At 68.1% G+C, this 20,894-nt stretch carries 15 protein-coding genes and 2 pseudogenes; 7 read left to right on the top strand and 10 right to left on the bottom strand.

Annotated elements, in window-relative coordinates:
• Positions 1 to 69: 69 nt before the first annotated feature.
• From OHB41_RS08395 to OHB41_RS08380, 4 genes are all read right to left on the bottom strand, one after another.
• Entirely contained in the window at positions 70 to 1,950 is a 1,881-nt protein-coding gene (locus OHB41_RS08395; protein WP_266697318.1) for a phage tail tip lysozyme, read from the bottom strand.
• Between the two features lie 367 nt (positions 1,951 to 2,317).
• A complete protein-coding gene (locus OHB41_RS08390) occupies positions 2,318 to 3,622 on the bottom strand; it encodes a hypothetical protein (RefSeq protein WP_266697317.1) in 1,305 nt (434 codons plus the stop codon).
• 137 nt (positions 3,623 to 3,759) lie between these two features.
• On the bottom strand, positions 3,760 to 4,152 hold the full coding sequence (locus OHB41_RS08385) for a hypothetical protein (protein ID WP_006378607.1): 393 nt from the start codon (positions 4,150 to 4,152) through the stop codon (positions 3,760 to 3,762).
• 211 nt (positions 4,153 to 4,363) lie between these two features.
• Positions 4,364 to 4,576, bottom strand: coding sequence for a hypothetical protein (locus OHB41_RS08380; protein ID WP_030214142.1), 213 nt, complete (start codon positions 4,574 to 4,576; stop codon positions 4,364 to 4,366).
• On the opposite strand from OHB41_RS08380, the gene OHB41_RS08375 reads away from it, so the two are divergent.
• The gene (locus OHB41_RS08375; protein WP_030214145.1) at positions 4,575 to 5,084 is read left to right on the top strand and encodes a helix-turn-helix domain-containing protein; all 510 of its coding nucleotides are present in this window, start codon (positions 4,575 to 4,577) and stop codon (positions 5,082 to 5,084) included. The two genes, OHB41_RS08380 and OHB41_RS08375, sit on opposite strands and share 2 nt — an antisense overlap.
• A 126-nt stretch (positions 5,085 to 5,210) precedes the next feature.
• Here the strand turns inward: OHB41_RS08375 and OHB41_RS08370 are convergent, their stop codons facing one another.
• From OHB41_RS08370 to hemC, 4 genes and pseudogenes are all read right to left on the bottom strand, one after another.
• Positions 5,211 to 5,453 (bottom strand): hypothetical protein, encoded by a 243-nt coding sequence (locus tag OHB41_RS08370; RefSeq protein WP_266697316.1) that lies wholly within the window; start codon positions 5,451 to 5,453, stop codon positions 5,211 to 5,213.
• A 505-nt stretch (positions 5,454 to 5,958) separates the two neighbouring features.
• Positions 5,959 to 6,390, bottom strand: a pseudogene (locus OHB41_RS52575) (transposase); the annotation flags it as partial.
• 126 nt (positions 6,391 to 6,516) lie between these two features.
• Positions 6,517 to 6,690 carry a hypothetical protein gene (locus OHB41_RS08360; protein WP_266697314.1) on the bottom strand — a complete coding sequence of 58 codons (174 nt, stop codon included), beginning with the start codon at positions 6,688 to 6,690 and terminating at the stop codon, positions 6,517 to 6,519.
• A gap of 142 nt (positions 6,691 to 6,832) precedes the next feature.
• Positions 6,833 to 7,655, bottom strand: a pseudogene (gene hemC, locus OHB41_RS08355) (hydroxymethylbilane synthase).
• 451 nt (positions 7,656 to 8,106) lie between these two features.
• Here hemC and OHB41_RS08350 point away from each other — a divergent pair.
• The 4 genes from OHB41_RS08350 to OHB41_RS08335 all read left to right on the top strand — a co-directional run bounded on the left by OHB41_RS08350 (position 8,107) and on the right by OHB41_RS08335 (position 12,098).
• Entirely contained in the window at positions 8,107 to 8,331 is a 225-nt protein-coding gene (locus OHB41_RS08350; protein ID WP_266697313.1) for a hypothetical protein, read from the top strand.
• Positions 8,332 to 8,577: 246 nt separating this feature from the next.
• Positions 8,578 to 8,781: a hypothetical protein gene (locus OHB41_RS52010; RefSeq protein WP_323138363.1), complete on the top strand. Its 204-nt coding sequence runs from the start codon at positions 8,578 to 8,580 to the stop codon at positions 8,779 to 8,781.
• 263 nt (positions 8,782 to 9,044) lie between these two features.
• On the top strand, positions 9,045 to 10,424 hold the full coding sequence (locus OHB41_RS08340; protein ID WP_266697312.1) for an IS1380 family transposase: 1,380 nt from the start codon (positions 9,045 to 9,047) through the stop codon (positions 10,422 to 10,424).
• A gap of 282 nt (positions 10,425 to 10,706) precedes the next feature.
• Positions 10,707 to 12,098: an IS1380 family transposase gene (locus tag OHB41_RS08335; protein ID WP_266697311.1), complete on the top strand. Its 1,392-nt coding sequence runs from the start codon at positions 10,707 to 10,709 to the stop codon at positions 12,096 to 12,098.
• Between the two features lie 577 nt (positions 12,099 to 12,675).
• Here OHB41_RS08335 and OHB41_RS08330 read toward each other — a convergent pair.
• Both OHB41_RS08330 and OHB41_RS08325 read right to left on the bottom strand, forming a co-directional pair.
• Positions 12,676 to 13,992: an IS701 family transposase gene (locus OHB41_RS08330; RefSeq protein WP_266697310.1), complete on the bottom strand. Its 1,317-nt coding sequence runs from the start codon at positions 13,990 to 13,992 to the stop codon at positions 12,676 to 12,678.
• Between the two features lie 133 nt (positions 13,993 to 14,125).
• A complete protein-coding gene (locus OHB41_RS08325; protein WP_266697309.1) occupies positions 14,126 to 14,857 on the bottom strand; it encodes a hypothetical protein in 732 nt (243 codons plus the stop codon).
• 631 nt (positions 14,858 to 15,488) lie between these two features.
• On the opposite strand from OHB41_RS08325, the gene OHB41_RS08320 reads away from it, so the two are divergent.
• Together OHB41_RS08320 and OHB41_RS08315 are read left to right on the top strand one after the other, a co-directional pair.
• A complete protein-coding gene (locus OHB41_RS08320) occupies positions 15,489 to 17,198 on the top strand; it encodes an IS1182 family transposase (RefSeq protein ID WP_266697308.1) in 1,710 nt (569 codons plus the stop codon).
• Between the two features lie 413 nt (positions 17,199 to 17,611).
• On the top strand, positions 17,612 to 20,890 hold the full coding sequence (locus tag OHB41_RS08315) for a DUF6603 domain-containing protein (RefSeq protein WP_266697307.1): 3,279 nt from the start codon (positions 17,612 to 17,614) through the stop codon (positions 20,888 to 20,890).
• The last annotated feature ends 4 nt before the right edge of the window (positions 20,891 to 20,894 follow it).

Genomic DNA, 20,894 nt, shown 5'->3' with positions numbered 1-20,894 from the left:
CGGACATGAAGAAGCCGGTGCCCAGATCGCCCGGCACCGGCTTCTCACTCCCAGATCAGATGCAGCGCATCAGACCGTCTTGATCTTGCCGGAGGGGAGCATCGAATCCGACATGTCCACGAACTTCCAGCCCTCGGCCGCCATCCGCGCCGCGCTGTCGACACGGATCCGGCCCATGAAGGCGCAGTAGCCGGCCTCGCCGAGGATGACCTTGTCGCCCTGGACGCCGAGCACCACGAGGGTGTGGCCGGCAGGACCGGAGCCCGGGCCGGAACCCACCGAATACGCCGTCGGAGTCGAAGACAACTGCTTGCCGGCCTCCCCCGCGATCGTGTACGCCGTCTCCTTGCCGTCACCGGCCGGGTAGGTCTGGAACGTCGTGTACTTGTTCACGAAGTAGGTCGAGAACGACACGCAGTTCTCAGCGTGATTGCTCCCGCACGAGCCAGGACCACCCTGGTCGCCGTAGCGGTCGTCGAGGAACTTGTCACCCTCCTTGTTGAAGAGGTCGACGAGGGCCTGAGCCTCTTCCTGGGTCATCCCGCCGTCCTTCAGCGAGACGGAACTGCCGCCCTTGGAGGTGCAGTTGCCCAGGATCGTGTTGATGCCGTTGACGATGTTCTCGATGATCCCGCCGACGATGTCCTTGACGTCGCCCACGATCGAGCTGTCGACCGACCAGCCGCTCATCTTGCCGAACCACATCTCGGCGTTGTCGCCTCGTGCGGTGAGCCCGGCCGCGCCGTCAGTGGAGCGCTCCCAGTTCTCGTGGAAGTGCAGCGCCGCCGTACGCGGCGAGCCCTGCGACGTCTTGAGCATGTCCTTGAAGACCGTGACATCGCCGGGGTTGTCACCATCGACCATGAAGGCCAGCTGGGCCTTGATCGTGAACCAGTCGACGCCCTTGCTCTTCGCGTACTGGCGCAGCAACGTGTTGCGGCCGAACGTCCACTGCCCGAGACCGATGCCGTTGTCCGTGTTCTGTGCGGCGCTGGCCTTCTCGGCGGTCATGGCATACGTCCCCGAGGGGAAGTTCTCCACGCTCGTCGGGTCGATCCCAGACTCCTGCGACCAGTTGCCGAGGATGCCCGCGATGTTCTCCTTCGGCATCCCCCAGCTGCTGAGTACCGAGTAGATCTCCTTGGCGTTCTTCTCCACGTCCGCCGGGACGGTGGCCCCGGAACCGTTGCCGACGCTACCCGCGTTGACGACGCACGCCGTCCCGTTCGTGTTGATGCTGCCTTCGGTCAGCGCCGTCGAGTTGAGGACGCCGGTCAAGACCGTGCCCAGCAGGGCCACGGTGGCGGTCATCGCGACCGCACCCGACATCGCTGCCGCTACAGGGGCCATCGTCGCCGTGACAGCGACGCCCAGGACCGCGCCGGCCCCCTTGGCTATAAAGCTGCCGATCGCCATGAACGGCGCAGCGATCGCATGACCAACCGCCTTGACAATGCTGACGATGAGCGTCCACAGCAGCTTCCCGGCGTTGACGGCCATCGCCATGGCGGCGAAGAACATGGACTTGAGCCAGTTCAGGAAGGCCATGGCCATGACCACACCCATGGCCGGCGGAACAGCAGCCGCGCCACCGCCGACGGCGACGCCCTTGGCCGCCTTCGAGCCCAGGCCCTCGTCGTCCTTCGGCGCACCCTGCTCGTAGCCCGTGCCGCCGGCACCCAGCATGCGCTGGTCGGCCGGCTTGGCGTCCGGGCTGCCACCGGTGACCTTGGACACGCCCTTGACCGCGTCCTGGGCCCCTTCGACGCCGACGTTCTTCGCTGCGCCAACGGCAGCTCCCGGAAGCCCGCCAGCCTGTGCGCCGGCCACGGCACCGGAGACGGCAGCTCCCGCGTAACGCCCGGCGTTACGGCGGGTCGCGCTGCTGCCATCTCCCTCGATCGCCTTCTGGGCCGCGCCTCCGGCCATGTTCCCGGCAACGCCGTTCATGCCATGCTTGATCTTCGACCCAGCATTCGCGGCACCGGCTGCCTTGCCTGCGGTTTCTGCGGTGTCTGCCGCGTCCGGCATCTTCGGCGCAGTGTTTGCCGCGCCAGAAGGACCAGAAGAAGCAGCTCCCGGGGCCGGGAGCTGCTTGGGCACGCTGGCCTTGCCCTCGGGAGGCTTCTCGATGCCCTCCTCAGGGCCGAGGCTCTTGGTCCCGCGACCTTGCCGGGGCATCCCCTGACTCACCGACGTGCTCGGCTGATCCTTCGTCGTCCCCTTCTTGGGACTCCGATTCGGCTTGTCGGTGGCCATGTCGTTTTCCTTTCCGGGTCAATGTCAGGCAGCGGGATGCGTCACTTCATCGCCGTACTCAATGGAGCGTGGTGAGGAAGTCCTTGTCGTCTCGAATGGTGCTGTTGGACTGCACGTCCCGCAGACTCACGTCCAGTCGGAGCAGATCGAGCGACAGATCAGACTCGTACTGCGACTTGTTTCGGGAGTAGTCCTGATACGCCTGTGAAAGGTTGTTCATGATGTTCATGAGCGGGCGCATCGTCACGTCAGAGGACTGGTAGTCCTTGGTGAGGCTGGTGCCGTCCGAGAGGATCCACTGCATGTCCGAGATCTGCTGGCTCGTCAGATCCGAGCCCTCGTCACGCTTCTTGGTGAAGAACTGGGCGTAGCTCTGACCGGCCGGCACCAGGGCGTCGAGGTAGCCGTCGTAGACGTTGCCTGCACGCCAGTTGAGGTCGAAGCCGCCGGGGACGACATGCTTGGTCTGCAGCGCCAGCGTCGAGACGCCGTCCTTGGCCGCGGCCGCGGAGACGCCCGTGATCTTGTCGGTGGCAATCGAGACCGGGACGGTCGGCGGACGCAGGAACAGGCCGTCGATCTTCGTCGTCTGCAGGTCGGAGGTATACGACTGAATCTGCGTCAGATTCGTGCGCATCTCGACGAGCTTCTGGTCCAGGGCATCCCTGGCCTCGGCCTCCATCTCCTTGAGCGCGACCTCGTAGTAGGCCTGCGCAGGGTCGAAGGTCAGAGCGTCGAGCGCCGCGATCTTCTGGACCCCGGACGCGCCGGGGTTGAAGAAGACCCGCCACTGGTCGTACTTGGAGAAGGTCTCGTCGCCGGCCAGCTTGCCGCTGCTATGCGCCTGCTCCGCTCCGGGCGTGGTGAGTTCGGCATTCGCACGGACCGTCAGGTTCAACACCTGACGGTCGAAGGGCCGGTCGGCGTTGAGGAGGACCCCGACGTAGCCGGTCGAACCGAAGGCGAAGAAGGAGCCCTTGATCCCGCTGGTGCTGACCGGCTCGCTGTTCAGCGAGGTGTCCGACCCGAGCAGGAACGCCCTGTAGTCCGCGGCGTTGTACGAGATCTGAGCGGTCGGACTGAAGTGCATCATCACGAGCGCCTTGCTGCCGCTCTCGTTGGTGTAGACCCCGTCGACGGTGCCGTCGAGATTCGTCTTCGACGTCTTGAAGTCGCTGGTGTACAGCGCCGTCTGCGACAGCGAGTCACGCCCCGCCTGGTACGCCGAGGCACCCGATGCGCTGATCACGATCGCGCCCGTGACCGCGAAGATGCCGAAGAACACCCCAAACCGCTCGATCGCGTGGTGCGAGTCGAGCTTGAACTTCCTGCTGAAGGCCAGTGCCTTGTCCTTGATCCCCATGTTCTGCTCTCTTTCGTGCCTGCACCGTGCTGCGGGCCCGGATATGGCGAACCGGGTCGGATGAGGCCTTGCACCTCAACCGACCCGGTTCGCTCGACGCCTCTGTCCCCGGTCGTGTGCACGTCTGTGACGGCCTCTTACTTGGAAGGGCCGCTCAGGAACCCGCTGAACTGATCGGTGGTCTGGACGATCACCGTGCCGCCGCCGAGGTCCGTGATGGTCTGCTGGCCGCCGGAACCGATCGTCGAGATCAGCGACCACCCGCCGGTGCCCAGGGCTCCGCCGACGAGAATGAGGAGCGCGATCGTGCCCCAGCCCTGCTGCTGACCCGCGGACTGCGGGTTGGCCATCAGCTTCTTGATCAGGAGCACACCGCCCCAGACCAGGCCGGCAGCACCGAGCAGCATGAGCAGAAGACCGCCCCAGAGCTGGATCTGGGACTTGGCGTTCTGCAGGAAGCTGGTCAGGTCCCAGGCTGCACTCGGCAGGGAAGCCTGTGTGAGGACGGCTGCCTCGTAGATCTTCGTCATGGATCTTTCCTCTCGCCTTTCGAATCATTCGGTGGCATGACAGTGAGTCACAAAGCAACAAGCGCAGCTCATCCGCCCGGTCGGGCAGTGATAGAAGCCGGGGTGGTCGGTAGACATGCTGTCGGCTCCCCCCGCTGGCTCGTATACGTGCGCATCTGCAGTGACTAATCTACCTCATTCGTATGGCTAGTCATATGGACCGTGAAAGGGTCTATTGATAAAGACCCAAAAGGGGCTCGGAAACGAGGCGAATCGGCATCGCGACGCGCGACCGCAGGGTCGCGGCGGAAGCCTGTGGAATCCGCAGTGTGAGATGTGTAATGTGCCGCTCCAGCACTGCTGCGGCGCTGGCCTGCTCGATTTCGAGGCGGGCCACCCTCACACACCCGATCGCGATCTTGACCAGGAAGTGCCAAACCGCCATGAATCCACTGCCCGGCGACCTTTTCGCCCGCCGACTTCGTCAAGAACGCGAACGCCTCGGCATCAGCCAGGCAGAGCTAGCGCGCCGTATGGCCGCCCTGCTCGGCACGAACGTTGACTCCACCGCCATCACACGCATCGAGCAGCAGACCCGCGCGGTCAGGCTCGACGAGGCGGTCACCGCTGCCGAAGCTCTCGGGGTCCCTCTGATCACACTGGTCAGCGACAATTACGCCCGCGAAAACGAAGCCGAGATCCAGAACCAGCTCGCCGAACTCGCCCTTGCCGAGCAGGAATGGGAGAGGCTGCGCCAGAAGATCCACCGGATCACCCAGACCATCCAGCATCTGTCCGCCGAGCGGGAGGCATTCCGCTCTCACGCGCTGGACGTCAAGCCGGAAACCGCCGGCGACTACGAGCTCGACCCTGAGACCCAGGCCGCTCTCGACGCCCGGATGCGTGATGTCCGCAACAAGCCGGCCGGAGAGATCACCGACCCAGGCGCATGACGCTGTTGCGGGCGGCCGGGTTGAATTCCCGGTCGTAGACGCCGTCTCGGGCTTCCTCCACCGGCCGGCCCGCATGATTCCCCCGGTGCTCGCGCCGTTTCGTCTTCCCTGAGCGACGTGCCCTGCTCACAGACGGTAAAAGCCGGATGCCGACGGATCCATCCCGGCCTCTTCTATGCGCCTGTGCAGCATCGCGTGCAGCGCGTCGCCGCTCACACCGGCTTCCTGAATCCGTACGTCCCTCCTGTTGCGGTACGTCGCTCGCAGCAGGGGAGCGGGCGAGGCGAGGTCCGCGCCGCTGATCAGCCTCGTACGGCCGCCGACACCGAAGACATGCGCGTCGAGTTGGTACCTGTGCAGCTGCCGCATGATCGTCCGCCGACGCTTACGGGCGTCTTCCGTCGTAGAGGCGCCACCAGACCCATCGGTGATCCGGTGCCGCACAGCGCACAGCTCGATGACGTCCGCCTGAAAGGCAGGACGACGATGTCGGGCAGCACATTGTCCCGGTTGGCCTTCGACTCGCCCACGTGCACATAGATGCCCTCGATCGGATGCAGCTCCAGGCTGTTCAGCCGCAGGGCCGCAGTGTCTCGAGCGGTGCGGATAGGCTCGTAGGTATGGGAATTGACTGGGAGAACATGCTCGGCACAAGCGGGAACGGCCTCAACGATGCATACGACAGGGCGGTCTCCTCGGTCATCTACAGCGAGAGCCTGGGGGGCGACCATCGGCCACTCCCAGTCGGTGAAGAGTGCGACGACACAGACGGCCTGCGCTGACCTGAGGGCACACACAGAAACTGCCCGGTCCGCTTTGATGGACATTGGAGATCAGAGGCTTCGGGCCCCGGAGTGAACCGGTGGTCAAGCGAGTACACACGGCCGTCGGTCCACACCGTGGTCACCGTGACGACGCCGTTGTCGGTCTTGCCCAACCGGCCCAGCTACTGCCAACCCACATGTGCGGTGGCCGTGCCGTCCCTGGGTCCCCGGAGTCGTCGATCACGATCACTCCGTCGGCGTGCGGAGCGGTCGCAGTCTGACCGCGCATCAGGTCAAGCCGTCGGCCGTTGACCTGCTCGGTGTCCCAGACGGACTCGGACAGAAAGTACTGCAATCGCTGCGCCGCAGCTGTTCGCGCACCGACAACCGTCTCCGCTCCGGCCAGACAGGTGATCGTCTTGTTCCGCTCTAGGGTCAAGTAACCCCCGCCGCTGGGCGAGGCTGGCAAAGAGGTCGTCGAACCGGCTCGCGTACTCTTCCAATGGACCTGGCGCGGGCGGACACGAACGGCGGGCAGTCATCTCCAGCACGGCAGTTGACTCGTACCCACCGCTTTGCGGCCGAACCACCCAGCCGTCAACCCACGGCTACCGGCGGGTTTAACGAACTACCGGTAGGACCCGCCCAGTCGGCGGGGTGCTCGTGCGCTACGCCGCCTTGACCATATCGGCCCGGGTGGCTTTCTCCCACTCGACCAGGAGCCGTTGGTACTCCACCGCGCGCCGGGGCGTGTTGGGCTCCTCCATGAGTCGTCGGATCGCCGTGTTGATCCGCGCAGCAGCAGGCTGCAGCCGACCGTGAGGCCTGGAGGGGGAGGGCATGGACAAATCGTACGGGCCCGCACCGACAACGGCCGCCGAGCTCCGCCCCCGATGACGTAACTCGGCCGACTCCTCGGCAGGGAGGTCCCGGCGAGGGCGCGGACGGGCAGGCGAGGCTCGCCGCTACGCCCTCGCGGAGGGCTCAATACGGGATGCCGTCGATCAACTCGCGGGCGCTGACGAAGAAGGGAGACGGCCACGGAGGTGCCGAGCGTGGCCGGGTCCAGGCGGCCCGCCCACTCGTGGGCGTAGATCATGACCTTCCCGTCCGGGGAGAACACCGTGGCGCGGAGCGAGAGCTCCCCGCCGCGCTCAACCTGGGCGTACCCGGCGATGGGGGAGTCGCAGTGCCCCTGGAGGACGTGGAGGAACATGCGCTCCGCCTCGGTCTCCCGGTAGGCGTCGCGGTCGCCGAGCCCGCTGACGAGGTCGATCAGCTCCGTGTCGTGCTGGCGACACTGGAGCGCGAGGACTCCGGCGCCGATGGGCGGCATCATCACGTCGGTGGCCAGGGTCTCCGTTCGCGCCGGCCGATCCGCTCCAGGCCAGCGACGGCCAGGATGAGCCCGTCTGCTTCGCCGGCGCCCAGCTTCTCCAGGCGGCGGTTCGCGTTACCGCGCATCGGGACGCACTCCAGGTGCGGGTGGTATACGGGGAGCTGGGCGATCTTGCGGACGGAGGAGGTGCCGATCCGCGTGCCGGCCGGGAGCTCGTCAAGGGTGACGCCGCCGGGGTGGATGAGGGCGTCCCGGATGTCGTCGCGCTTGAGGAAGGCGGCGAACACGGTCCCGGCCAGGAGCGGCCGGTCCGCGGGGACGTCCTTCACACAGTGCACCACGAGATCGGCGTCACCGGCCAGGAGCGCGGCGTCAACCTCCTTCGTGAAGGCGCCTTTCCCCTCCACCTTCGCCGGTCGTCTTCACGGGAAGCACCGTCGTCTGCACGTCCGGGTGGAGCGCGGCCAGCTCGGCGCGGACTCGCCAGGTACTCGACCATTCCGGCCGTGCCGAGGGCCTGGAGCGCGGCCCACTCCCCGGAGGTCGAGTAGGCGACGATCGGAACTTTCTGCTCGTCGCGGAGCCGTACGCGGACGTCCCCGGCCGCCGCACGGCACCCGGGAGGGGGGCGTGATGATCGTGTCCCGCCTCGCCACAAGCCCGCTCCCCGTCCCGCGACCAGACGGAGGCGAAGGTCACCAGGAAGCGCACGTTCCTGGAGGGCCTGGCCGCCGCGCTCCCCACCGGGAAGGCTGGCCACCGCCTGGTCCTCGGGGGCTTCAACATCCTGGAGTCCACCCACGTCCCGCGATACCGGACCTTCCAGGCCTGGGGGTACGAGTTCTATACCGGGCTCGCCACGGCCGGGTACCAGGACGCCTTCCGCCTCCTGGCCCCGGACGCCCTGGAGTATTCCTGGGTGGGGCGTACCGGCGACGGCTACCGCTACGACCACGCCCACGTCTCCGGGCCTTTCACGCGCCACGTGACGGGTTCCCGGTACGTGCACGAGCCGCGCACCGACGAGGACCGGCTGCTCACGGACCACTCCGCCCTGACGGTCGCCCTGGCGCTCAATGCCACGGCGCCCCTGGACGTGACCGACCCGGCCGCCGTGGAGCACTCGGCGCCAGCGCTGTTCTGACCCTGATGCAGGAACCGCCCGAGGAGGACGGTATGAAGGTTGACACCTGGGACTACGTGACGCTGCTGCGGAAGTGGCTCGACACGGACGCGGCGCCGACGACGCTGGAAGACGCCCGGCTCGTGCGAGTGCTCAAGATCAGCGAGGAGCTGGGGGCGGAGGCCCTGCACGGCGTGCTCGGCGCGAACCCGAGGAAGGGCGCGTCACACGGGTGGGGGGACGTGGCGAAGGAGCGCGGACGTCATCGTGACGGCCATGATCGCGCTGGACACGGTCAGCGGGGACGCCGCGGCTGTGGTGAAGCAGCAGCTCCAGGACCACACGGTGGACGAGCCGGCAGCGGCCGGGGGTATCGTCCAGGTCCTCGCGATCAGCGGGGACATGAGGCAGGTCGCCACCGCCGTGTACGGGGCGCTGGGCATGGCCCGCGGGGCGAGGCGACCGAGGTGACACACACGTGGGAGGACGTGGAAGCGCGCCTCGGCCGGCTCGTCCTCACGGCCGCCGCCGTGCTGGACGACCTCACCGGCGATGCCTGGGACACGTTGGATGACCGGCTGCGTTTCCCTCGTGGCGAGGGTCGCGGCCTAGCCTCGCGCTTTCACGAGTGGACCTGTCCATGCCTTGATCAAATAAGCAGAGAGTGCTTCTGACCTGCAACGATGGGACTTGTCTAGGGTCCTGTTGGCTGCACGGAAAGAAGCACTCTCCAGGTGAGCAAGCGTATCGGGTTGTACCCGCGTGTCCGCGTCGAGGGCGGTGGCGGTGGGGTGGTCTCGCAGGCCGGGGCGGTGCTGCTGGTCGAGTCGGTCCGCAAGTCCGGCCTGGACACCGCGATATCGGCGGCGCTGGCGCCGTGGCGCAAGCCGCGGACAGTGCACGACCCGGGCAAGGTCCTGCTGGATGTCGCGCTCGCGACGGCTCTGGGCGGGGACTGCCTCGCCGATGTCGCCATGTTGCGGTCCGAGCCCGACGTGTTCGGCCCGGTGGCATCCGATCCCACGGTCTCCCGGCTCATCGACGTCCTCGCCGCAGCCGGGCCGAAGGCGCTCACCGCGATCCGGTCGGCGCGGGCAGAAGTACGGTCGCGGGTCTGGGAACTGGCCGGGGTGAGAAGTCCGGCCGCCGACGGTCACGTGATCGTGGACATCGACGGCGTGCTGGTCCTCGCGCACTCCGAGAAGCAGGACGCCACCGCGACCTGGAAGAAAACCTTCGGTCATCATCCGCTCGTCGCGTTCGTCGACCACGGCCAGGCCGGTTCCGGAGAGCCGGTCGCCGCGCTGCTGCGGCCCGGCAACGCCGGCTCCAACACCGCGAGCGATCACATCGAAACAGCCCAACTCGCCCTGGCCCAACTCCCCAAGCACCTGCGGCGGGGCCGGAAGACGCTGATCCGCACCGACTCCGCCGGCGGGACCCATGCCTTCCTCGACTGGCTCTCCCGCCGGGGCCGGTGGCTGTCGTATTCCGTCGGAATGACCATTACCGACGCCATCCACCAGGCCGTCCTGAAGATTCCGAAGAAGGCATGGACGCCGGGCTACGACGCCGACGGCACCGAGCGGCCCGGCGCCTGGGTCGCGGAGATCACCGACATCCCCGACCTGAGCACGTGGCCCAAGGGTATGCGGCTGATCGTCCGCAAAGAACGACCGCACCCCGGCGCCCAGTTGCGATTCACCGACCTCGACGGACTACGACTCACCTGCTTCGCGACCAACACCCAAGGCGGCCAGCTCGCCGACCTGGAACTACGTCACCGCCGCCGGGCCCGCTGCGAGGACCGCATCCGAAACGCCCGCGACACCGGCCTGCGCAACCTGCCCCTGCACGACACCGCCCAGAACCGGATCTGGCTGGAGATCGTCCAGATCGCACTCGACCTCCTCGTCTGGATGCCGATGCTCGCCCTGACTGCAGAAAGCCGCCGCTGGGAGCCCAAACGGCTTCGCCTGCGCCTGTTCTCTGCCGCCGCTCAGCTGGTCACCACCGGCCGCCGCCGCTGGCTCCGCTTCACCGCCCGATGGCCCTGGACGGATGTGATCACCCACGCGGTCCAGCGACTCGCAGCCCTGCCGAACCCCGGCTGACCAGTGACTCCGACCGTCCCGACGAGCCACAGCAACATCCCGGAGCCGTGGAACCCCGGCGCCCACCCGACGCGACAGCCGGGCCGCCAACCTGCCCCAGCCCACGAAATTCCGCACCTCGCAAGCACAGAGTCCCCGTCAGCGAACCGACGAGGACTCATCCTGGATCCACCGGTTGATGTCCGGCCGTGATACCGCCGGGAACGAGGAAGTGCCTTGTGACCTGCGATGATGGGAGTTCTCTAGGCTTCCAGCACGCACGATCAGCAAGGCACTTCTGAGATGCAATCTTCCCATGCCGCGGCGAAGGTCTCCGCACGGTTCGATGATCCGAATCTGGTCGCGTACGGCGGGCTCGCGCCGCTGGTGCGCCTGGCCGAGCGGTGCGGGTTGCCGGGTCTGATCGGCGAACTGGTGCGGCTGCCGGCCTCGAAGAACGGCACCGGCGCTTTCCCGTCCGCCAAGGCGATGGCGCTGATCGCGGGCATGGCCGCGGGCGCGGACAGCATCGACGACATGGACCGGCTGCGGCACGGCGCGATGCGGCGACTGTTCACCGGGGTGCGCGCCCCGTCCACGCTGGGCAGCTTCCTGCGCTCTTTCACCCACGGGCATGTCCGCCAACTGGCCGCCGTGGCCCGACGGTTCCTGCCCCGGCTGGCCTCGCGCACTCCGCTGCTGCCCGGCGTGGGAACGGTCGCCTACCTCGATCTGGACGACACGATCAAGCCAGTCCACGGCTATGCCAAGCAGGGCGTGGGCTACGGCTACAACACGGTCAAGGGCCTGAACGCGCTGATCGCGACACTGTGCACGCCGCTGGCCGCCCCGGTGATCGCCGCAACGCGGCTGCGCAAGGGCAGCGTGAACTCGGTGCGCGGAGCCGGGTCGTTCGCCGCCGAGGCGATCCGCACCGCCCGCGCATCAGGTGCGAGGGGCATGCTGATCGTGCGGGCCGACTCGGCCTACTACGCCGCCGAGGTGATCGCCGCCTGCCGGGCCGCCGGCGCCCGCTTCTCGGTCACCGTGCGGATGAACGCCTCCATCAAGCAGGCCATCGCCGCCATCGACGAGACGGCCTGGAGAGCGATCAAGTATCCCCAGGCGGTCTGGGACGATGAGGAGGAACGCTGGATATCGGACGCCGAAATCGCCGAGATCCCCTACACCGCCTTCACCTCGAAACCGAAGAAGCAGCAGGTCACCGCCCGCCTCATCGTGCGCCGCGTGAAACGGCTCAACCCGGCGGCGGTGCCCGAGGGCCAGGGTGAGCTGTTCACCACCTGGCGCTACCACGCCGCATTCACCGACAGCACGCTGCCGCTCATCGACGCCGAGCGTGACCACCGGCAGCACGCGATCGTGGAACAGGTGATCTGTGAGCTGAAGAACGGACCGTTCGCGCACGCCCCCTCGGGCAACTTCCAGGCGAACGCGGCCTGGCTCGCGCTGGCCGCCCTCGCCTTCAACCTGACCCGCGCCTGCGGGACGCTCGCCGGCACCGTCCACACCCGCGCGACATGCGCGACCATCCGCGACCACCTCATCAACGTGCCCGCCCGGCTGGCCCGTTCGGCCCGGCGGCTCACCCTGCACCTGCCGGAACACTGGCCCTGGCACGACGCCTTCGAAGCCCTCTTCCACGCCGTGCATACCCCGCCCCAATCAGCCTGACCAGGTCGTATCCAACCCGCCCGCCGGGGCCCGAGAGCTGTCGACATGTGGAAAAGCTGGGCAGACCAGCGGCCACCCCATGCCCGCCGCCAGACGCATCGCCCCGATCACCGAAAACGATCACTCACGAAGTAGGCCGGTGGATCCGGGCTCATGAACGATCGAGGCTAAAGTCGCAGCCGAGGCCGTCCGCGCCCATCTCGCTCAGGACCCGTCACGAGCTGCGGCAACTGCAACCGCCCGTAAGGAGACAGCACTCGAAGTCGAAAACCGCATGCTGTTGGAACAGAACGCCGCCCTGCAACGGACCCTTCACGAGATCCAGAACGAGCTACGTACGCTACGCGCCAACGACCTAGGTGCCCGCCTCCGCGACGGCATGAACGCCCCCTCGCCGCGGGACTCGGAGATGGAGGAACTGCGCGCGCAACGAGACGCAGCACTCGCAACCGGCCGTCAAGCAGAGACTGCCATGCAGGCACTCCGTAACGTCAACCAGCGGCTGATGGTCGAGAACGGCCGGTTGATCGCCGCGGATACTGCACTCGACTTTCGACGTTCTGACAGGCTCGGGGAGTCACGCGGCGGCGTCGGTGCTGGCCGCGGCCCATGCCTGCTGGACGGTGCGGATTTCCTGCTCGGTGGGCTGACCTGGGCGGGTGGGCATAAATCGGGCGGCGATGATCACCCGTCGGAGCTTGGCGACCATGTCGGACAGTGACGGGTCGGTCTTGGTGGTGTACCAGGGGGCGCGCTCGCGGTGCTCGGCCACGTCGCCGGGCTGGTGGCCGTGCAGTGCGTACCAGACGACCGTGATCGTGTAGCAGTACAGGGCGAAGGGCACGGTGCGTTCCACCGCGGCCCGGGTGCGGTTGTGGGCCTGGCCGGCTCCGAGCAGGCCGCGGGCCTCGGCGAAGGTGACCTCGATCGACCAGCGCCGCGCGTAACGGGTGATCAGCTCGGCCGGGCTGCTGGTCAGGTCGGTGGTGACCAGGGCCAGGTCGTAGCCGGTGTCGGTGGTGTCGTCGCGGAGCAGGATCACGCGCACGGTGCGGGTGTGGAAGGAGCCGTACCACAGGCAGGTGACCTCGGCCAGATGCACCTGCTCGGTACGTTGGTAGCGCGTGACCTGTACGGGAGCGAAGTCGGCGGTGGCCGCGAGCTGGGCGGGCGTGCCCAGTCGCGCGCCCTTGAGCGCGGGGCGCCCGCGTTTGCCGGTCCTGGGCGGGGCCTGGGCGAACAGGACCGAGGGTGCGGGCAGTCGGGTGGTGAAGGTGCAGGTCGCGGGCAGATCGCGTAAGGCTTTGCCGTGGTAGGCGGCGTCCGCGACGACATGAACGCGCCGGCCGTGGTGGCAGGCGGCCAGCAGGCGGATCATGGACGCGGCGATGTCGACTTTGCTGCCTTCCTGCCCGGGTCGCCACAGCCGGGCCATGACAGGAAGGCACACCGGCCGGGCCAGGAAGGGCAGGTCGACGACCAGGCCGATGACGACGAAGCAGGTCCCGCGCCCGACACCCCGGGGTCCGGTGGCCGCGCCGTCGTGCTGCCAGGCCGCACCGAAGACCTTCTTCCCGCGCCGCTTGAACAGCGTGTCGTCCACCGCCACCGTCAACACCGCACCTGCGGGCAGGAGTTGGCGCACGACCAGGTGGGACAGGGAGATGCCCAGGATGTCCGGGTTCCACGGGGCGCGGGAGAAGAAGGTGTGGGCGCGGTCGTGGGACCATGCGCGCGTCAACCCGACACCGGTGAGCATCCCGGTCACCGTGCACCGCCCGGTCTGCGCGATCAGACCCGTGACCAGCGCCGTGAAGGTTCGAAACGTCGGCGCGGTGAAGTTGCCCCGTACCAACTCCAGTACGGCGAACAGCGAAGCGGGCACAGTCGGCATCGCAGGTATCCCTCCCCGGGCGCGGTCGCCACACCACCGATGCTGCCGCGGCCCCGCCCACCACGGGCCCGGACACCCGGTGCCTCACCCGTCAAGGTGATAGCCACCGGGCTCCCCCGCCCCGGGGTCCGGCCTACCGGCGCGACCAGGACAACCGACGCCGCGGCTGCTCGGGGAAGGCAATGGCACAGTGGAAGCCGTCGTCACCTACGGCGCGCCGCAACGTCCGCGCCACCGCCTCGGGATCGTCATAGGGGCCGTTGACGTAGAAGGGCTTGCCATCGCGGCCGAAGCGGATCGGGCAGGGACCGGCGGGCTCACCGAGGACAGCGGCGGCGGCCTCGAAGTCCGCCTCGGGATCGAACCCGAGGCCGCGAGCGTAGGCGGCGGCACCGAACACCAGGGCGCGGGCAAGCTCGGCAGGAACCGGCACATGCCCCTCGAAGGCGCCGAAGTAAACCGCCCGGTGCCCGCTCAGTTGCCTCTCGCCCATCGACTCCGGGGCAAGCGCGTTCTTCACCCCCAGACACCACACATCCAGCAGGAACCCGGCGACCTGCGCCTTCGCGGAGCGCGTACTGTCCGCGGCGACGAGCACGGCGACAAGGCCACGCACCTCCTCGGCGTCAGAAGCCCCAGGGTCCAAGGCCGCCCACTGCGGCGCGCCCTCAAGATCCACGCTGCGGCTCCAGCCGGCGTTCACCCAGCAACGCGGCTCGTCACGCACCGACGCCGAGACCTGCACGGCACCGTTGAGCACCCCGCCAACATCCCTGACGCCCACCCCCAACGTCCTGGCAATCGCCTTCACCGACCGACCCTGCTGGTCCAGTTGCCGTACCTGCTCTACAAGCCGCTCATCCACAGCCTCACCCTACGACCGCCGCCAAGACCGCAGGACCCAAACGCCAACAGCCACACTCGCCAGAGCGACCCGCGAAAACGTCGAAAGTCGAGTACTGCAGAACCCCTGATCAATCAGTAGATGCCTGTCAGGCACGGTTCGCTGCGGGCTACTTACCTCCCACGCGCCTGTCGCATCTCTCGCACCCAAGGTAGTGCTGACAGCGTGGACGAGGTTCCGGTTCACGGGCATCGAGCACCTGGAGTTTGACCTGTAGCAGCACCCCGACGGAGGTTCCAGAACGTCGACCCCGCCCACCACCTGCGCGGCACCGTCGTCTACCTGCTGGAACAGCGTCACGCCGACTGCGCCCTGTCGGCCAAGGGCGACCAGGCGGCCCCGCTCGCCTGGGTCCACGCAGTTCTGCCACCCGCGGTCCCCGAAGCGGAGGAGCACGTCCAAACCGAGCGTTCCCGGTCGGATCATCCGCTCGTCGGTCTGGACTGCCCCGCTACCTGATCAACTGACTTTGACGCTGCCCTGGACCCTGTTGCCCATTCGGGTTGTGGGCTGACAGCGGCTTGATTGTGCTGGCACGGTTGGTGCTGCGGCCGGTTCCTTCCTGATCCCCGGTCGCGGGGTGGGAGTGGTCGTGTCGTTGGAGCCGCGGTCGTGGCCGGAGCCGGATCCCGTGGTGACGCGGGCGGTCCGGGCGAAGAACTACGGACGCGCGGTGCCGTTGCCGGTGGCGGTGCGCGACCGGCTCGGGGAACTGTTCCCGGACGAGGAGTTCGCGGCTGCATTCGGCAAGACGGGGCCGGCGGGTTGGTCTCCGGGGCGCCTGGCGTTGGTGACGGTGTTCCAGATGGCGGAGAACTTGACGGACCGCCAGGCCGCTGAGGCGGTGCGTGACCGGCTCTCGTGGGCCTACGCGTTGGGGCTGGGGCTGGAAGACACCGGCTTCGACTTCACCGTGCTGTCCCAGTTCCGCACTCGGGTAGTTGAGCACGGTCTGGAGGAGAAGGTCCTGGACCTGCTGCTGACCCGTCTGAAAGCGCAGGGTCTGGTCGGGGCCGGGGGCAAGCAGCGCACCGACTCCACCCGTATCGTCTCCGCGGTGCGGGACCTGAACCGCCTGGAGCTGGCGGGTGAGTCGGTACGCGCGGCAGTGGAGGCGTTGACGGTGGCGGCCCCGCACTGGGTCGCCGGCGTGCTGGACGTGCCCGGCTGGTCGCGTCGCTACGACACCCGCATCGACACCTGGCGCATGCCCTCCTCCGCCACCAAGCGCGACCAGCTCGCGCTGACCTACGCCCGCGACGGCCTCGCCCTGCTCAGCTCCGTCTACGATCCGCGCTCCGAACCCTGGCTGCGCGAGCTGCCCGCGGTGCAGACCCTGCGCACCGTGCTGCTGCAGAACTACACCCGCACCACCGCGCAGAACGGACGCGAGGCGGTGGCCCGCCGCACCAGGACCGAGGAGGGCGGTGACGGGCTGCCGCCCGGCCATCTGCGCATCGCTTCCCCCTACGACCTCGACGCCCGCTGGTCCGCCAAGCGCGACACCTTCTGGAACGGGTTCAAGCTGCATGTGAGTGAGAGCTGCACGGATGCGCCCGAGAAGGAGCGCACCGCCCCGAACCTGATCACGAACGTGGCCACCACCGCCTCCACCGTCCCCGACACCAAGGCCCTGGACGGCATCCACCAGCAGCTTCAGCGCCGCGGCCTGCCTCCGGGCGAGCACTACCTCGACTCCGGCTACCCCAGCGCCGAACTGATCGTGAAGTCCCGCAAGACCTACGGCATCACGCTGATCACCCCGGTTCTGCTCGACCAGTCCCGCCAGACCCGCGCCGCCCAGAGCTTCCAGGCCGACGCGTTCACCATCGACTGGAAGTACCAGCAGGTCACATGCCCCCAGGGACAGACCAGCTCCTCCTGGAGCCCGTGCACCCAGCACGGCCACCCGATGATCGTGGTCGCCTTCACCAAGCCGACCTGCGGCCCCTGCCCGGTCCGCGAGTTATGCACCACCAGCCGCCGGGGCTTCCGGCAGCTCACCTTGAACCCTCGCCCGCTGACCGAGGCCCTGCGCACCGCACGCGCCGAACAGGCCGACCGGGACTGGCAGGACGCATACGCCCTACGCGCCGGTGTCGAGGGCACCATGCGACAAGCGATCGCCGTAACCGACAGCCGCCGGGCCCGCTACCGCGGCCTGGCCAAGACCCACCTCGAGCACGTCCACAGCGCCGTCGCCCTCAACCTTATCCGCCTGAACGCCTGGTGGAACGGCAGGCCACTCGACCGCCGCCACACCAGCCACCTCGCCCGACTCGAACTCAGCCTCGCCGCGTAACCGAATGGGCAACAGGGTCGCCCTGGGGGCACATGGCCGAATTCCGCGATTCGGCTATTCAGTCGAGACGGCGGATGGCGAAGTGGAGCGGGCTGCGGGCAGCGGGCTCGGTCGTCTACAAATGCGCCGGCTAAATCGATTCTCCGAATGGCCCTTCGATTAGGTGTCCGCTTTCGGCGGCCCGTAAAATACCTGAATCCCCGCACATGAAAGCGCGTTTGACGGGCGAGAGGTGACCATTTCCAGGTTCCTGGTCGGTGTTTTCCGGACATTATGGCCGGATGGCTGTGCCACACGCACGTTCCGTATTGATGTTTCCGTGCCCCACGCCTACTTTATTTTCCGTAACGGCACAGGGGCCCCGCATTTCCGCGGGCGCCTCACCCAACCGTGTCCACAGGCGGGGGTCACCCATGGCGCTGACGGTCAACGAACTGGTTGCACTGTTCCCGGCAGGGGGTGCCGGTACGTTCGAGCTCGACACCGGGCGGCTCGGGCTGACCGGCGAGGCCGAGTCTCTGGAGCACCTGCCCAGCGGCATTCTGACCCTCACTGAGGCGACTGCCGACAGCGCCGCTCTGACGGTGACCGGCAAAGTCACTTTGGCCGGTGAGGAGATGCCGGCCAGCGCCCGGTTCTTCGCCACCGGCACGGCGGTCGACGCGCTGCTCTTCGAGGCGAGCCCGGCGACCTGGCTGCTCCAGACCGCCGTCGCCCGCGTCGACCTGTCCGGACTGTCCGGCGGCCGGTCACTGCGGGTCCTGCTGGCCGCCGGACAGGCCGCGGCCGCGGCCGGACGGTGCCCCGGCACCGGGCCCTGGGTGGGCTTCCAGCTCGGCGGGGCGGTCGCCGACCCGCTGGAGTTCCGCGCCGAACTGCGCAAGGAGTCCATCGGCACGGCCCAGCCCCTCGACGGACCGCCGCTGCTGATCACCCCGCTGCTCGAAGCCCTCGGCGAGTACGGCGTCGAACTGCCCGGACCGCTGGTCGACTGGCTGGAGCGGGTCCAGCTGCACCAGCACCCGATGGGCAAGACGGACAACCTGATGGTCACCGCCGAAGCGCCGGTGGACCACGGCACCGGCGCGAACCCCGTGGAACTGCTGGTACTGCGGACCACGGCGCTCGGCCGCACCGGCCAGGACGGCAAACCCAAGGCCACCACCGTCGCCATGGTCCGGGCCCGCACGGACTGGGACGGTTCCGGGCTGCCGGTCGTCGGACCCATGCTCGGCAACGGGCTGCTGTCCCTGCCCGCGCTCCAGATCATGTACGTCTCCGAGAACCTCAGCGCCGAAGACGTCATCAAGATCAACCGGGTCGTCACGGAGTACAACCTCGGTCCGCTCCAGCAGTTGCCCGTGGTGAACGCGGCGGCAGGGGTCCCGCTGGGCAAGAACGTGAGTGCGGCGGTCTACCTCGCCGTCATGGGCGATCCGACGCCGGCACTGGTGATCACCGTCCCGCCGAAGTTCGGACCGGCTCCGGAGAGCCCGGAGAAGCCGAAGCTCGAATACGAGTTCGTGATCGGCAAGCAGTTCGGGCCGGTCTACCTCTCGTCGATCGTCTTCCGCTACGACCGCAAAAAAGGCTTGCTGATCGAGCTCCAGGGCCAGGTCACGATCGGTTCTCTCACCTGGCAGGTCGCCGGACTCGGCTTCTACGTCGGCATGAGCGGCGGCTTCCCGCTGCTGCCCTTCCTGCACGGCATGAACATCGAAGCCTCCGCCGCCGACGGGCTCATCGGTTTCAAGGGCGGCCTGCTCAACAAGACACCCGACGACCCCGCCCTCGACTTCGAACTCGCCGGGCTGGTCCTGGTCCAGGCGATGGCGGTGGAACTCGGTGCCCAGGCCGTGTGGGCACGCAGCGTCGAAGGCTGGCACTCAGTCTTCATCTACGGCGAGATCTCCCTCCTCGGCGGCGCCTCCGTCTTCGGCCCGCCGCCCTTCACCGTCACCGGCTTCTCCGCCGGATTCGGTATCAACAGCTCCTTCAAGAAGGTCCCCACCGGTGCCGAGATCGCCGAATTCCCTCTGGTGGCACGGCTGGACGCGGCCCAGGCCCTGCCCGGCATGCCGGCCCCGACGCCGTACACCCCCGAAGACGCGCTCAAGGCCCTCACCGGACCCACCGGCTGGATCCGCCCCGCCGAGGGCCAGTACTGGATCGCCGCCGGAGTGAAGTTCACCAGCTTCGGCTTCATCGAGACCAAAGCCCTCGCCGTCATCGAATTCGGCGACTCCGTCAAGGCCATGCTGCTCGGCCGCACCTCCGTCAGCCTGCCGCGCACCCTCGACCCGAAAGCCCGGGCCATCGCCAGGGTGAACATTGGTCTGAGCCTCGGCTTCAGCTCCGCCGAGCACTGCCTGTCCATGGACGTGGCTCTGCTGCCCGGCAGCTATGTGCTCGATCCGTCCATCGAGCTCACCGGTGGCATCGCCGTCTACGTCTGGACCGGCGGCGGCCGCGCCGGGGACTTCGCCATCAGCCTCGGCGGCTACCACCCCGACTACAACGTCCCCGCCCACTACCCCCGGCCCAAGCGCCTCGGGTTCGTGTGGTCGCCGGCCAGTGACATCACCGTGCGGGCCGAGGCCTACGCCGCGATCACCCCCGCCGCGTTCATGTTCGGCGGGCGCCTGGCCGCCGTCTACGACAAGGGCATCTTCTCCGCGTGGTTCACCGCACACCTCGACGTGCTGGTCCAGTGGAAACCCTTCTACCTCGATGTCCGGCTCGGCATCAGTATCGGTGTCGCGGCCACCATCAAGGTGTGGTTCGTCCGGGTCCGCATCTCCGTCGAGGTCGGCATCGACCTCCACCTGTGGCTGCCGCCCTTCGGGGGCCGGGCCACCGTCAAACTCTGGTTCATCTCCTTCAGCTTCGGCTTCGGCTCCTCCCGCGACAACACCCCCACCGTGGACTGGCCCGAGTTCCGCACCCAGATCCCCGCACCCGCCCGGGTCATCCCCAACGAGGGCCTGCTCGCCGACGCCGATCAGGGTGAGATCGCCCGGCGTGCGGCCGCCAAGGAACCGACCCTCGTCTCCTCGGCCGGATTCACCTTCACCACCGAATCCGGCATCCCCGCCTCGCACCTGTACATCAACGAACGGCTGATCAAGCAGTCCGACGAGGGGACCATCGACATCCGCCCCATGCGGAGGACCGGTGTCACCTCCGCCCACCGGGTCACCATCACCAAGGACGGCACGACCTTCCACCCCACCGACCACCACTGGGTGGTCAAGCCGGTCACCGGCACGGTCGCCCCCGGCCTGTGGGGCAAGCCCCTGGCCAAACCCGGTGATGCGCTCGACGGCGACCAGCTGCTCGAAAACCGCCTCACCGGACTGAGGATCACCCTCCCCGAGCCGGACTACGGCACCGACACCGGGCCCGTCACCTCAAAAGCGCTTTCGTACGACGGACTCCCTGACGGTCGCATGCCTCTGCGCGTGTCCGACCCCGCCGGGCCCGAGCCGCGGCCCGACGACCAGAGCGTCCGGACCATCGTCGACACCGTCGCCGCCCCCACCGTCAGGGGCCGCCGCACCGCCGTGCTCAGCGCCCTCGCCCGGCTCGGCGCGGGACCCGGCGCCGACACCGACAGCCCGCTCACCGGCTACGCCGCACTCGCCGGCCGCAGCCTGACCACCCCGCCCCTGACCACCACCGCGACGAGGTGACCGG

The sequence above is a fragment of the Streptomyces sp. NBC_01571 genome (assembly GCF_026339875.1).
In the GTDB taxonomy this organism is placed as follows: domain Bacteria; phylum Actinomycetota; class Actinomycetes; order Streptomycetales; family Streptomycetaceae; genus Streptomyces.
This window is presented reverse-complemented; position numbering and strand designations above follow the sequence as displayed.